This is a genomic window from Mycobacterium sp. (genome assembly GCF_052143115.1).
Taxonomy (GTDB): domain Bacteria; phylum Actinomycetota; class Actinomycetes; order Mycobacteriales; family Mycobacteriaceae; genus Mycobacterium.
Genome location: NZ_JBKQTQ010000116.1, coordinates 26311 through 39562 on the forward strand (window position 1 = coordinate 26311; position 13252 = coordinate 39562).

The 13252-nt window shown below is 64.2% G+C and carries 10 protein-coding genes; 8 read left to right on the top strand and 2 right to left on the bottom strand.

What is annotated here, in order from left to right:
- Nucleotides 1–38: 38 nt before the first annotated feature.
- Nucleotides 39–956, top strand: a complete 918-nt coding sequence (locus ACLQI9_RS12780) for an SAM-dependent methyltransferase (RefSeq protein WP_442379194.1) — start codon at nt 39–41, stop codon at nt 954–956.
- A 10-nt stretch (nt 957–966) separates the two neighbouring features.
- Here ACLQI9_RS12780 and ACLQI9_RS12785 read toward each other — a convergent pair whose 3' ends face one another.
- Both ACLQI9_RS12785 and ACLQI9_RS12790 read right to left on the bottom strand, forming a co-directional pair.
- Nucleotides 967–2901, bottom strand: coding sequence for a fumarylacetoacetate hydrolase family protein (locus ACLQI9_RS12785; protein ID WP_442379193.1), 1935 nt, complete (start codon nt 2899–2901; stop codon nt 967–969).
- Nucleotides 2902–2916: 15 nt separating this feature from the next.
- A complete protein-coding gene (locus ACLQI9_RS12790; protein ID WP_442379191.1) occupies nt 2917–5232 on the bottom strand; it encodes an ATP-dependent DNA ligase in 2316 nt (771 codons plus the stop codon).
- A gap of 128 nt (nt 5233–5360) precedes the next feature.
- On the opposite strand from ACLQI9_RS12790, the gene ACLQI9_RS12795 reads away from it, so the two are divergent.
- The 7 genes from ACLQI9_RS12795 to ACLQI9_RS12825 all read left to right on the top strand — a co-directional run bounded on the left by ACLQI9_RS12795 (nt 5361) and on the right by ACLQI9_RS12825 (nt 13063).
- Complete coding sequence (locus tag ACLQI9_RS12795; protein ID WP_442391731.1) at nt 5361–6887, top strand: mannitol dehydrogenase family protein; 1527 nt, start codon at nt 5361–5363, stop codon at nt 6885–6887.
- A complete protein-coding gene (locus ACLQI9_RS12800) occupies nt 6887–7744 on the top strand; it encodes an HAD-IA family hydrolase (RefSeq protein ID WP_442391732.1) in 858 nt (285 codons plus the stop codon). The genes ACLQI9_RS12795 and ACLQI9_RS12800 overlap by 1 nt, the downstream gene beginning before the upstream one ends.
- Before the next feature lie 105 nt (nt 7745–7849).
- A complete protein-coding gene (locus tag ACLQI9_RS12805) occupies nt 7850–9262 on the top strand; it encodes a mannitol dehydrogenase family protein (protein ID WP_442379186.1) in 1413 nt (470 codons plus the stop codon).
- Entirely contained in the window at nt 9259–10185 is a 927-nt protein-coding gene (locus tag ACLQI9_RS12810; protein WP_442379184.1) for a carbohydrate kinase family protein, read from the top strand. The genes ACLQI9_RS12805 and ACLQI9_RS12810 overlap by 4 nt, the downstream gene beginning before the upstream one ends.
- Nucleotides 10186–10222: 37 nt before the next feature.
- Nucleotides 10223–11128: a non-homologous end joining protein Ku gene (ku, locus tag ACLQI9_RS12815; RefSeq protein WP_442379182.1), complete on the top strand. Its 906-nt coding sequence runs from the start codon at nt 10223–10225 to the stop codon at nt 11126–11128.
- A gap of 152 nt (nt 11129–11280) precedes the next feature.
- The gene (locus tag ACLQI9_RS12820; RefSeq protein ID WP_442391733.1) at nt 11281–12357 is read left to right on the top strand and encodes a phosphatidylinositol-specific phospholipase C domain-containing protein; all 1077 of its coding nucleotides are present in this window, start codon (nt 11281–11283) and stop codon (nt 12355–12357) included.
- Between the two features lie 316 nt (nt 12358–12673).
- Nucleotides 12674–13063, top strand: coding sequence for a hypothetical protein (locus ACLQI9_RS12825; RefSeq protein WP_442379179.1), 390 nt, complete (start codon nt 12674–12676; stop codon nt 13061–13063).
- Nucleotides 13064–13252: the final 189 nt, after the last annotated feature.

Consider the following 13252-nt stretch of genomic DNA (forward strand, 5'->3'; position numbering starts at 1 on the left):
GCCTACCGTGGCGAAGAAGCCACATCCAAGGAGCACACATGGCAAGAACTGACAGCGACACATGGGATTTGGCCAGCAGCGTCGGCGCCACCGCCACCATGGTGGCCGCCGCGCGCGCAGCAGCCAGCCGACGTCCCCACCCGGTGATCAACGACCCCTTCGCCGAGCCGCTGGTCCGCGCGGTCGGGCTGGACCTCTTCACCAAAGCGGCCTCGGGCGAAATGGACTTCGCCGACGTCGACGACGGTGCCGGGTTTCCCCGCATGGTCGATACCTTCGCTGCCCGGGCTCGGTTCTGCGACGACTACTTCGCCGAGGCCAGCGGCACGGGCCTGCGCCAGGTGGTGATCGTGGCGTCGGGACTGGACTCCCGACCGTACCGGCTTTCCTGGCCGGCCGGGACCACACTCTACGAAATCGATCAGCCCGAGGTCATCGAGTTCAAGACCACGACACTGTCCGAACTCGGCGCTGTACCCGGCGGCGAGCATCGCCCGGTCGGCATCGACCTTCGTGAGGATTGGCCGGCGGCGCTGCACGAAGCGGGCTTCGATGCCACCCAACCGACGGCGTGGCTGGCCGAGGGGGTACTCATCGGATTTTTGCCGCCCGCGGCCGAAGTTCGCTTGCTCGATAACGTCGCCGCACTCAGCGCCGCTGGCAGCACATTCGCCGCGGACTACGGATCGGTGCGCGGTCAGACCGAAGAGGAGCAGCGGCAGGCCCAGAAGCTGACCGACCGTTGGCGCGAACACGGCCTGGACCTGCACATCCCCGACTTGACCTACCCGGGCGAGCACACCGACGTCGCGGCCCACCTACAGGCCCACGGATGGGACACCGCTACTTTCGTGCTCGCCGACCTGTTCGCGACGGCCGGGCTCCCGCCGCTGGAGGGCGAAGCACAGGCGGGTGCACCGGCCTCGATCAGCTTCGTTCGGGCGACTAGACGGTAGGTGTGGCGCGTCATGAATGCTTGGCGAACCACTCGGCCTGCATCGCCAGCAATCCCATCGCCGGCAATTGCGGTGTGCCTGGGTCGAGTTCGCGATAACGCTGGTAGACGTTGACGACGAGGCGCTCCGCGTCCAGCCAGCTCGCGTACTCACCGAGGTCGATGCCGTCGGCCGCCTCGACGAACGACAGGCCCTTGCGGTAGGCGGCCTCGGCCTGCTCGGCGACGTGGACGAGATACCCGCGCACCGCGCGGATACCGTCCGCGTCAGTGACCGGGCCGTGACCCGGGACCACCGTCGGCGCATCCAACGCGATCATCGTGTCGCAGGCCGCGACCCAGTTGGCGATCGGACCGGCCCACACGATCGGCGTGCAACCAATGAACAGCAGATCCCCGGCGAACAGCACGCCGGCGTCCGGCACGTGCACCACCGAGTCGGCGGCGGTATGCGCCGGGCCCAGATTCAACAGGTGCACCTCTCGGCCGCCGACCTCGATCGTAAGCCGATCGTCGAAGGTCTGGTCGGCGTTGCGCACGGTGATGCCGCCGAAATCGAACGGCCCGAACCGTTCTCGGAGGTATCCGGTCGCAACGGGACCGAGGTCGGCGGTCTGGGTCATCACCAGCATCTCGGGGCGCATGCCGTGGGCGATCTCCTCAGCAGTGCCCTTGGCGGCGATCACCCGCACCGAGGCGTCCAGCAATTGGTTGCCGTGGGTGTGGTCACCGTTGGAGTGAGTGATCAGCGCGTCGGTGATCGGGGCGCGGTCGGTGACAGGCGCCATCGCGGCCAGCATTTCGCGGGTCAATGCCAGGTCGAATAGCGTGTCGACAAGTAACGACGCGCCGTCGCCGGCGACGAGTCCGGCGTTGCTCCAACCGTATCCGCCGTCCGGTAACATCCAGGCCCACACCCGGTCGGCAACCTCGTGTAACCCACGGGTGTACGGGATTTTCGCCGGCGCCGGGTTGACCCGCGTGGCCGCGGGAACAGCATCCGGATTATGCCGCGCCGGAATTGGTTGCGGTGCGGGGGTTTTGCGGACGGTTTGACGGGTCTCACCCAGCCCCTGCACTGTGAGCGTGACGACGTCGCCGTCGTGCAGCCAGCCGCGGAACGATTCCGGTGCCGTCGCGTCGAGGTGCTCGACCAGCGTGCAGGTCGGCACGGTGCCGGAACCGAAAACATCGCCGGGTGTCAGCACCACCCCGCGCGAGGCGTAGGCGATCACCTCAGCGAAGCTCCAATCCATCGCCGCGGTCGACCCGGCACCGACCACGGTGTCGTTGACCAATGCGGTTACCTCCAAGCTCAGCTTGCCGTCGCGGCGGTAGGGCTCCAGTTCATCGGGCGTGACCAGATACGGGCCCAGTGTGACTCCGCTGTCCTTGCCCTTAGCCTGCCCGATCGCCAATTGGCCTTCCAGCATTTGCAGATCACGCGCCGACCAGTCGTTGAGGATCATGTAGCCAATGATCGCCCGTTCGGCTTCGGCCACCGAGAAGTCTTTGCCCGCTGTCCCGATGACCGCGGCGATCTCCAACTCGAAGTCCTGCCAAGCACTTCCGGGCGCCATCGGAACGTCGTCATAAGGGCCGAGAACGGTCGACGGGCAGGCGAAGTAGAACGCCGGAATGCGGTACCAGGCGTCTTTGAGCACCCGACCACCGCCCATCGCCGCCTGGCAGTTGCGCATGTGGTCGAGGAAGCACAGGCTGTCGCGGATCGACGGCGGACGCGGGATCGGTGCCGCGAGCGTCACCTGGTCGAGACGCACGGTCGGTGCCGATCGCAGGGCGTCCTCCCCCACTTCCTGCAATCCGGCGGCGCCGTACCCGACGAGTTCGAGCAAGCTCACGCCCGGCTGCAGCGCGTGGATCTCATCGCCGGAAAGCACCCCGGCCCGCTCGCCGTCGCCGTCTCGAAAGGTCACCCACCGCATCGTGATTCAGTCCTCTCAACTCGGTTGCCCCACTTCTCCTCGGGCCACTCCGCGGCCCGCATCGTCGTCGGGGCGCACTACTTGGCCTGGTTCCTTGTCCGGTCGCAGACCGCGCCAACTGGGTTGGCGCAGCCGTTCGTCCGGGGTCCACTCGCTGTACCGGACTTCTCCGACCAGCGTTGGCTTGACAAAGGTCACGCCCTTGGCGTCGCGGGCCGGAAGGGGCGCCTCGAACGGGGATTCGTCGGTGTGCAACGGCGCCAGCGTTTTCTTCAGCCTGGCCAGGTCGCGTTCGGTGAACCCGGTACCGACCCGGCCGGCGAAATGCAGTCCACCCGCAGCTGGAATGCCCATCAGCAGCGATCCGATACCGCTGGTCCGTCCACCCTCGCCGGCTCGCCAACCGCCGATGACGACTTCCTGGGTGTTCCAATATTTGTCCTTCACCCACGACGCCGAGCGGCGACCCGGCTGATAGGTCGAGTCGCGTTTTTTCGCGATCACGCCCTCCCACTGGTGCTTACGCGAGTAGTCGAGCGCCTCGGCGCCGTCGCCAGGCAGCAGGTCGGGAACGACCAGACTGCCTGCGCCGGAAAGCGTTTCCAGCAGCTGTCGCCGGTCGCGGTAGCGGGCCCCCAGCAACGATCGCCCGTCCAAGTACAGCAGGTCGAATGCCCAGAACTCGATTCGAGTGGCCCGCGCCCTGTTCTGCATCTCGCTGAACCTCGGCACACCGGAAGCATCGAGGGCGACGACTTCTCCGTCGAGCACGACGTGGTGGTCGCCGAGATCATCAGCCACGGAGGCCAATTGGGGGAATTCCTGGGTGATGTCGCGCCCGCTGCGTGACCGCAGCCGCACCGTGCCGTGATCGGCGTCGACGAGCAGCCGGTAGCCGTCCCACTTGCCCTCGAACGCCCACTGCGACGCTTTCAGGCTCGCCACCGAACCGTGCGTGGCGAGCATCGGGGCCAGCTCGTCGAACTGAAAGACCTTCTGGTCTTTCATCCGATGCGCCAGCCACTGGTCGCCGTTGGTCTGAATCAGCGCGTAGCGTCCGGAGATTCGCTGGCCGTGCAGCGTGACGACGACCTCCCCTTTTTCACCGTCATCGCGGAACTTCTCGGTGTCATAGGTGCCGGAATCCCAGATGATCACCTTGCCGGCGCCGTACTCCCCCTTCGGAATGCTGCCCTCGAAGCCGCCGTACTCCAGTGGATGGTCTTCGGTGTGGACCGCCAGGTGATTGACCGCGGTGGTTTCGGGCAGGTTCTTGGGCACTGCCCAAGACACCAGGACGCCGTCGCGTTCCAGGCGAAAGTCGTAGTGCAGCCGACGGGCGTGGTGCTCCTGAATGACGAATGTATTACCTTCACCCGCAGACGGTTTGGCGCCTGGCACCGGCTCGGGTGTTTTCGACGCATCGCGCATGCTGCGGTACTTGGTCAGCCGATCCGGGGTCTTTACATCGGCATCCAGCGGCGCCAGCAGATCTCCGTCACGCTCGACCCTCTTCAGCACTTCGTCGTAGCGCAGCTGGCGAAGCTTCTTGTCGTCGAGCTCCTCCCAGCTGCGCGGCGCGGCGACGGTCGGATACTCCCGGCCGCGCAATGAATACGGCGCGATGGTGGTCTTCGACCCGTTGTTCTGGCTCCAGTCCACGAACACCTTGCCCGATCGCACGCTTTTGGTCATCGTCGAGGTGACCAGCTTGGGCATCGACGTTTCCAGTTGCTGTGCAACACGTTTGGCCAAGACCACCGCGCCGCGGCTACTTACCGGCTTGTCCAGCGGGCTGTAGAGATGCAGCCCCTTGCTGCCGCTGGTGAGCGGAAACGTGGTCAAGCCGATGTCGGCGATCAGGTCGCGGACCGCGCGGGCCACCTCGGCGAGCTGAGCCATCGTCACACCCTCGCCGGGGTCGAGGTCGAACACCAGACGGGTCGCCGGGCCGGGCTTGAGTTCTTCGCCCTTCCGCGTCCACTCGGCGACGAACCGCCACTGCGGCACGTGTACCTCGAGTGCGGCCTGTTGGGCGATCCACGCCAACCCGTCCGCGTTGTCGATGATCGGATAGGTCGTCGTCCCGGACCGGTGCGCCACACTGGCACGGGGCAGCCAGTCGGGCGCCGACGACGCCAGTTGTTTTTCGAAGAACGACGGCTCGTTCACGCCGTTGGGCCAGCGTTTGCGAGTAGCCGGGCGGCCAGCAATGTGCGGCACCATCACCTCGGCGATGCTGGTGTAGTAAGCGAAGATGTCTGCCTTGGTGGTTCCGGTTGTGGGAAAAATCACTTTGTCGGCGTTGGTCAGCTTCACCTGCGGCGCCATGTGATTTAACTTACGCGTTCCAGCACCGAAAACGGCTTCTCAGCACCGATTATCGTGTTCGCCGTAAAAATCTTGTTAACCCGCACACTAAAGAGTTAGACGAGCGAACCCATCGGGCACAGACGACAATGCCCAATGTGATTCCTATGGCCCCCTGGCGCCGTTCGGCCGGCGTTCCTTTAAGCAATGCGACACTGCAACTGCATTCGCGCCGCATTGACGTGCCAACTTATGACCGGTCGGCCCTTCAACGTGGCGTAGTTCACATCGGCGCGGGCAACTTTCACCGCGCGCACCAGGCCGTTTACTTCGATGACCTTGCCTGCTTGGGCATTTCCCATGAGTGGGGGGTCACCAGTGTCAGTCTTCACTCCCCCGACGTCAAAGATGTGCTGTCGGCTCAAGATGGGCTCTACACCGTCGTGCAACGCGGCCACGACCGCCAAACCGCCCGCGTGGTCGGCTCGATCGGCTCCCTGCACTACGCGCCGAACGACGGCGCTGCGGTCCGCGCCGCTCTGGCTGATCCCCAAACTCGCGTGGTCAGCCTGACTATCACCAACAACGGTTACTTTCTCAATCCAACTACCGGTGAGTTCGACGCTGACAACCCCGACGTGCGTGCCGATCTTGCAGTGTCGGATTGCTTTGCCACCGCGTGGGCCTACCTGGCCGAGGCACTCGACCAGCGTCGCCGCGCCGGTACTGCCCCGTTCACCGTGCTCTGCTGTGACAACATTCCCGACAACACGCAAGCGGCACGGACCGCGCTGGTGTCGTTCGCCGCGCTAAAAGACCCCGGGCTTGCCCGCTGGATCGACACCCATGTCGCATTCCCGTCGACCATGGTCGACCGCATCACCCCGCAGACCTCGAACTCGGAGCGCCAGTTCGTCGAGCAGACATTTGGCGTCGCCGACAAGTGGCCGGTGCTGACTGAACCGTATCGCCAATGGGTCATCGAGGACACCTTCAGCAACGGCCGCCCCCCGCTGCACGAGGTCGGTGCCCAATTCGTGGCCGATGTCAGCGACCACAAGCTGGTCAAAACCCGCATGCTCAACGGAACCCACATCGCGCTCGCGTGTCTGGCCACGCTGGCCGGCTACCAGCGCACCGACGAGGCGATGAAGGACCGCGTCATCTTCGATTACGTCGAGCAGCTCATGCGTGACGAGATTCAGCCACTGCTACCGGCGGTGCCCGGCATGAACACACCCGGCTATCGCCAAACGTTGCTCGCTCGGCTCAGCAATCCCCGGATGAGCGACCAGTTGTCGCGGTTGGCTCGACGGGGATCGAGCAAAATATCGTCGTTTGTGCTGCCCTCCCTGCAGGAGGCGATCGCGCAGGGCAGACCGCACACCCTGCTGATGTTGGCCGTTGCCGGGTGGGCCCGTTATATGCGCGGCCACGACCTGAAGGGGCGTAAATTCCGCATCGAAGACTCGCAGGCGATACCGCTGACTAGGTTGGCGACCATGGCAGGCGACAATCCCGATCCGTTGCTGCGGCACGAAATCTTCACCGAACTACGCTTGATTCCCGCCTTCGCGGAGTGCGTCGGCGACATGATTGCGAACATCGACGAGCACGGTGTGCTACCCACACTGCGTCGAGCGTTGCAGGACGATGCGCGGGAGTTGGTGTCGTAATGAACCACGGAATAAGCATTGTGCGTCCGTTCGACCCTGTACTAATCACCACCTTGCTCTGTGACGCTGATGACAACCTCTTCCCTTCCGAGAGACCGGCATTCGCCGCCTCGGTCGAGGTGACCAATCGCTTCCTAGCCAGATTCGGCGTAACCGCTCCCCTGAGCGCAGAGGATTTGCGCAAGCAGGCGGTCGGCAAAAACTTTCGCAGCACTGCCATCGATCTGGCTGTGCTGTGCGAGGTGCCCGTCGACCAGACGCTGGCACGTGGCCGTCCCGCAGCGGTTGTCGCTTCAGACAGCGACGCCGCGAGCGGTCGCGCGTTGTGCGCCGACGAACTCGAGCAGTGGGTGCGCCAAGAACGCAAACAGGTCACCGCTCATCTGGCCGCCACCCTAAAACCCGATCCAGAGGTGCTTGCGCCATTTGAGGCCCTGGCGTCGCGGTATGCATTGGCAGCGGTCAGCTCCAGCGCCGCCAAGCGGCTGGATGCCTGTTTTGCCGCCGCCGGACTCGATTCGCTCATCCCGGCGGCTCTGCGCTTCAGCGCGGAAGATTCCCTTCCCGTGCCGACGAGCAAGCCCGACCCCGCGGTGTATCTGCATGCCGGCCAGGTAATGGATGTCGACGCCGACCAGGGCCTGGCCATTGAAGATTCTGTGGCGGGCGTTACCTCCGCGGTCGCGGCCGGCTACGTCACCGTCGGTAATGTGATGTTCGTGCCAACCGACGAACGGGATTGCCGCCGTGTGGAATTGATTGATGCCGGCGCAGCCGCGATAACCGATTCGTGGCGCGCTCTCGCTGATGTCCTCATGTTATCGACCGTGACAGGTGCAGATTCCCCGCTAACGTAGGCATCGGCTGACCTGTCAGTGGGCTAAGGCCCCCGACGTCGTACCGTCAAGAGGTGCTGCGAGCCCGATGACGATCCGGGCTGTGGCCCGGGGAGGAGTTGGCCAATGGTGGCTAGCGCGATGAACGTGAACAACGCAGCGCTAACAAGCCTGCCGATCGCTACGCCGAGCTATGACCGCGACAGCGTCAGCGTCGGTATCGCACATATCGGGGCCGGTCACTTCCACCGGGCGCATCAGGCCATGTACATCGACCGGTTGCTGCAGCGGGGCTTGGCGCGCGAGTGGGGCATCTGCGGGGTAGGGGTGATGCCCGGCGATTGGACAATGCGCGACGTCCTGCGTGACCAGGACGGGCTATACACGCTGATCCTGGAAAGCCCTGACGGCAGCCGGGACGCACAAGTGATCGGCTCGATCATCGACTATCGCTACGCGCCCGACGATCCGGAGGCAGCGTTGGAGTTGCTGGCCGCGGCATCCACCCGGATTATTTCGCTGACCATCACCGAGGGCGGTTACCGCGACCCAGACGGGCCCGCGTTCGTATTGATCACCGAGGCTCTGGCCAGGCGTCGCGGCCGCGGCATCGCCGCACCGACAATCGTGTCGTGCGACAACATCGAGAGCAACGGTGCGATCGCGCGGTGCGCCATCCTCGCGCATGCCGAACAACGAGATCCCGGGCTCGCCGAGTGGGTGGCGGAACACGTCCGGTTCCCGAGTTCGATGGTGGACCGGATCACCCCGTCCACGACACTGGAGATGGCCGCGGCCGTGCGGCGCGACTTCGGTGTCGCTGACCGGTGGCCGGTGGTGGCCGAGCCGTTTACCGCCTGGGTCCTCGAAGACGACTTCGCCGACGGCAGGCCGCCGTTGGAGCAGGCGGGCGTGCTGCTGGTCGACGATGTCGGCCCGTACGAGTCGATGAAGCTCCGACTGCTCAACGCGGGGCATCAGTGCCTGTGCTACTTCGCACATCTGTGCGGCTTCGAGTTTGTCCACGACGCAGCGCGTGACCCGTTGTTCGCCGAATTCTTGCTCGCCTACTTCGATTTCGAGGCTATCCCAACGCTGCCACCCGTGCCCGGGATCGACCTACATGACTACAGCCGCACGCTGATCGAACGGTTCGCCAACCCAGGCGTGCGCGACACCGTTGCGCGGCTGTGCGCCTACTCGTCGGACCGTATCCCGAAATGGCTGCTCCCGGTGGTCCGCGACAACCTGGCCAGCGATGGCTCGGTTCGGTTTGCGGCAGCGACGGTGGCGAGCTGGGCACGCTACGCCGAGGGCGTCAACGAGTGGGGTGAGCCGACCGAGGTGGTGGACCAGCTGGCCGACTCGCTGGTGCCGATCGCCCGGTCGCAGCACGAGCATCCCACCGCGTTCATCGAGAGCACCGCGGTGTTCGGGGATCTGGCCCAGCAGCCACGCTTCGTGCAGGCATACCGTTGGGCGTTGGAGTCGTTGCACCGCAACGGAGCTCGGGCGACCCTGGAGGCGTTACTGCGATGACCCGCGGGCTGGTGATCGGCGAATCGCTGATCGATATCGTCGAGCGGGACGGGCAGACCGACGACGAGCATGTCGGCGGCAGCCCACTCAATGTCGCCGTTGGACTGGCCCGGCTGGGCCGCGATGTCGATTTCCTGACGCGCATCGGCGACGACCCATATGGCCGGCGTATCGCCGACTACGTCAATGCTGCCGGGGTGCAACTTGTTTCGGGAAGTCAGGTAGCCGGCCGGACGGCGACTGCGCGACTGGCCGTCGGCGAAGACGGGTCGGCCGACTATGTGTTCGACCTGGACTGGCAGCTTTCCGGTACGCCGATGGTGACACCGCCACTTTTCGCGCACACCGGATCGATTGCCGCCGTGCAGGAACCGGGCTGCCTGGCGGTTGCGGCGCTCGTCGACACCTACCATGTCTCGGCCACCATCACCTTCGATCCCAATGTCCGTCCGTCGTTGATCGTCGACCGAGATCTGGCGCGCGAACGCATCGAGCATCTCGTCGAGCGCAGCGACATCGTGAAGGTCAGCGAGGAGGATCTGCGCTGGATCGACCCCGACCGTCCGCCCGAGCGGATTGCTCAAACCTGGCTTGCGCTGGGTCCGTCTATCGTCGCGGTGACGATGGGTGACCGGGGAGCGGCGGCGGTCTGCGCGGCCGGTGTGGCCAGGGTGGCGGCCCGTCCGGTGCAGGTGGTCGACACCGTCGGCGCCGGTGACGCCTTCATGGTCGGCCTGATCGACGCGCTGTGGGGGCGGGGCTTGTTGGGCGCGCAGCGACGCGCCGAGCTTGCCGGGATAAACCTGGATGCGCTGACGGCAGCGCTTGAGGCGGCCGGCGATGCGGCCGCGCTGACCGTCGCTCGGGCCGGTGCTGACCTGCCGGACCGGGCCGCGCTAGACGCTGCCGCACGTCACCGCTAGGCGCTTATTCGGATGGTGGTGCGGGCATACTGACTGTATGCGTTCGATCTGGAAGGGCTCGATCTCCTTCGGGCTGGTGAACGTCCCGGTCAAGGTGTACAGCGCGACCGAGGACCACGACATCAAGTTTCATCAGGTACACGCCAAGGACAACGGCCGCATCCGGTACAAGCGCGTGTGCGAGGTATGCGGCGAAGTTGTCGAGTACCGCGATATCGCTCGGGCGTACGAATCCGACGACGGCCAAATGGTGGTGATCACCGACGACGACATCGCGACGCTGCCCGAAGAGCGCAGCCGCGAAATCGAGGTGTTGGAGTTTGTCCCCGCCAGCGAGCTGGACCCGATGATGTACGACCGCAGCTACTTCCTCGAGCCGGATGGCAAGTCAACCAAATCCTATGTGCTGCTGGCCAAGACGCTGGCTGAGACCGATCGGGTGGCGATCGTGCATTTCGCCTTGCGCAACAAGACCCGGCTTGCGGCGTTGCGGGTCAAGGATTTCAGCAAGCGCGAGGTGATGGTGATCCACACGCTGTTGTGGCCCGACGAGATCCGAGATCCCGACTTCCCGGTGCTGGACAAGAAAGTCGAGATCAAACCGGCCGAGCTCAAAATGGCCGGACAGGTGGTCGAGTCAATGGCCGACGAGTTCAACCCGGACCGCTATCACGACGACTACCAGGAGCAGTTGCACGAGCTGGTGCAGGCCAAACTTCAAGGCGGAGAAGCATTTACCACTGAGGAGCAACCCAAAGAGCTGGACGAGACCGAAGACGTCTCCGACCTGCTGGCCAAGCTGGAGGCCAGCGTAAAGGCGCGGTCGGACGCTACGAAATCGCCGGCCAAGAAGACTCCAGCCAAAAAGGCGCCAGCTAAGAAGGCTGCCGCTAAGAAGGCGCCGGCCAAGAAGGCACCCGCCAAGGCGGGCTCAAAGTCCTAGCTAAGACTGGGGCTTAGAACGGCGGTGGCTCATCGGGTTCACCGAGTGAGCTATGCGCCAGCGACTGTGCCCGCCGCGCGAGTCGGGGGTGAACACGGCGTTTGCAGGTTAGGTTGTGGCGATGCGGCAAAAATGTGGGAGTAGGCGGTTGGATGCCACTTTCGCGGCGTGATCTGCTCAAATATGCCGCTGCCGTCCCTGGTGTTCTCGGCCTGAGCGCCCTGGTGGCGCCGCCGGCAGCGGCGAAGGCCGCAAGCGCAACCTGGATGGCCGACATGATGCAGCAGATCGGCGATGTGCCGCTATGTCGGGTCGCGCTGCCGGGCACGCACGATTCCGGCACCTATGGGATGACAACGCAATCAGCGCTCGACCCGTATAACGAGGGTGCTCGCGCTCGGGTCGTCAACGCGGTGAACAGTGTGGCTGAGCAGCGCAAGATTAGCGCTAGGCCATTGATGTTGGGGTGGTCACAGGCTCAGGATCTGAGCGTCAGCGATCAGCTGTACGCAGGGATCCGCTACCTGGATCTTCGGGTCTCCTTGGTGGATTCCACTTATGTGCTCGGCCACGTCCTGGTATGCGGGACTTTGGACGACGCGTTGCATCAGGTCGTCATGTTCACTCAGCAGTACCCCGGCGAGCTGATCATCCTCGACGTTAACCATCTCTACGGGATGGAAACCGTCGAGTCCCAAGTCGCTCTCATTGATTTCATCGCCGAGATTCTTGATGGCCGCCTGGTCCAGGGTCCCCCGACGCTTGGCCCGAGCAACACTGTCAATGAGATCCTCCAGCACGATCCCGTCGACACGGCGCGGTTGATTCTGCTCCTCTCTTCTTCCGCCGCCATCGCAGCGTCTGGGCGTACGGACGTCTGGTGCTCGGAGGCAGAAAACTACCCTCCGTGCGAGTCCAGCCAGATCATCTCGCTGTGGCCCGATCAGGACAACGCAACGGGCGTGCTCGACCACATCAGGTCGCAGCCAGAGCGAGACCTCAACCGGCTCTACGTTTCGCAGGGACAGATCACCCCAAGCGAACAACTAATAAGTCTGTCGTCGCATCCGGGCAGCCTTCGGGAGGCGGCCAAACTCTACAATCCCGAGGTTATCTCGATGGCTGCACGAGAATGGCGGGGCACCGGCGCCAACATCATCATCCTGGACTTTTTTGAAACCCCCTCCGGCGGACTGCTCGACGTCTGCCAGCTTCTGAATGGTGCCTAGCCACGCCGGTGAACGCGCCACTGCCGCAAGAAAATCAGCCATTTAGGCCACCTGCTCAGGTGATGCCGACCGAGTGAGGGTCCTGGCAATGACCACTTGTTCGAACCGAAATCGGGTCAATCATTACAAACGTCGTTCTGGGTCCCGCGTTGCTAGCAAACTATAGACTTGCGCGACGGGCAGCGCCTACGCCGGAAGCGCGATTACGAATCCACATGACGGTGCCAAGTCGGCGCTGAGTGCTGCAACCGCTGTAATCGCGGCGGTCCTGGCGATATTGGGCGGCCTACTATGGGCGCTCGCTATCGGGGGCGCTGTGCGCTGGATCGGCGACACGAGGGCCCAGCCGAACCTTTCGGATCAGGCCAGGTCATGGTTTAACGCAGCCGCCTTGGCGTTAACCGTGGTTATGTTGCTGTCGGGCGCGACACTGCTCTTGGCGCGCAAGCGGGTGGGTCGGCTTCTTATCGTCATCGGCGGCACCAACATCGCCATGCTCGTCGTCCAAGCATTTTTCCCGGCCAGCGACGCGATCGCTGACATGGCGTGGCCGCCGCTCGTGGTGTTCCCGCTTTGCCACTATCGTGTTCGCGCTCGCACCGTCGACCAGACGATGGTGCAAATCCACACTTTGAGGTGTCGAGCGCAATCGCGTTCAACGATGGGGGAAGCGCGTTTGTCCTTTAAGGGGTACCCCCGGTGTTGACACCGGATATGCGAAGGACATTTCACCGCTAATCTCGGCGACCCCCGCCGCCAGAATCTCCTCTTAACCGTTAAGGCGAGCGATTATCCTTCCCCAATGGCAGCGAACGTGTCAGGGAAGATTGCATTCGTTACCGGCGGCGCGTCCGGCATCGGCGCCGCGTTGACGACCAAGTTGATTGACTGGGGC

What these genes read in the sequence shown, in the direction of transcription:
- ACLQI9_RS12780 (WP_442379194.1), top strand. Translation starts at nt 39, where the DNA reads ATGGCAAGAACTGACAGCGACACATGGGATTTGGCCAGCAGCGTCGGC.
- ACLQI9_RS12785 (WP_442379193.1), bottom strand. Translation starts at nt 2,901, where the DNA reads ATGCGGTGGGTGACCTTTCGAGACGGCGACGGCGAGCGGGCCGGGGTG.
- ACLQI9_RS12790 (WP_442379191.1), bottom strand. Translation starts at nt 5,232, where the DNA reads ATGGCGCCGCAGGTGAAGCTGACCAACGCCGACAAAGTGATTTTTCCC.
- ACLQI9_RS12795 (WP_442391731.1), top strand. Translation starts at nt 5,361, where the DNA reads ATGCCCAATGTGATTCCTATGGCCCCCTGGCGCCGTTCGGCCGGCGTT.
- ACLQI9_RS12800 (WP_442391732.1), top strand. Translation starts at nt 6,887, where the DNA reads ATGAACCACGGAATAAGCATTGTGCGTCCGTTCGACCCTGTACTAATC.
- ACLQI9_RS12805 (WP_442379186.1), top strand. Translation starts at nt 7,850, where the DNA reads ATGGTGGCTAGCGCGATGAACGTGAACAACGCAGCGCTAACAAGCCTG.
- ACLQI9_RS12810 (WP_442379184.1), top strand. Translation starts at nt 9,259, where the DNA reads ATGACCCGCGGGCTGGTGATCGGCGAATCGCTGATCGATATCGTCGAG.
- ku (WP_442379182.1), top strand. Translation starts at nt 10,223, where the DNA reads ATGCGTTCGATCTGGAAGGGCTCGATCTCCTTCGGGCTGGTGAACGTC.
- ACLQI9_RS12820 (WP_442391733.1), top strand. Translation starts at nt 11,281, where the DNA reads ATGCCACTTTCGCGGCGTGATCTGCTCAAATATGCCGCTGCCGTCCCT.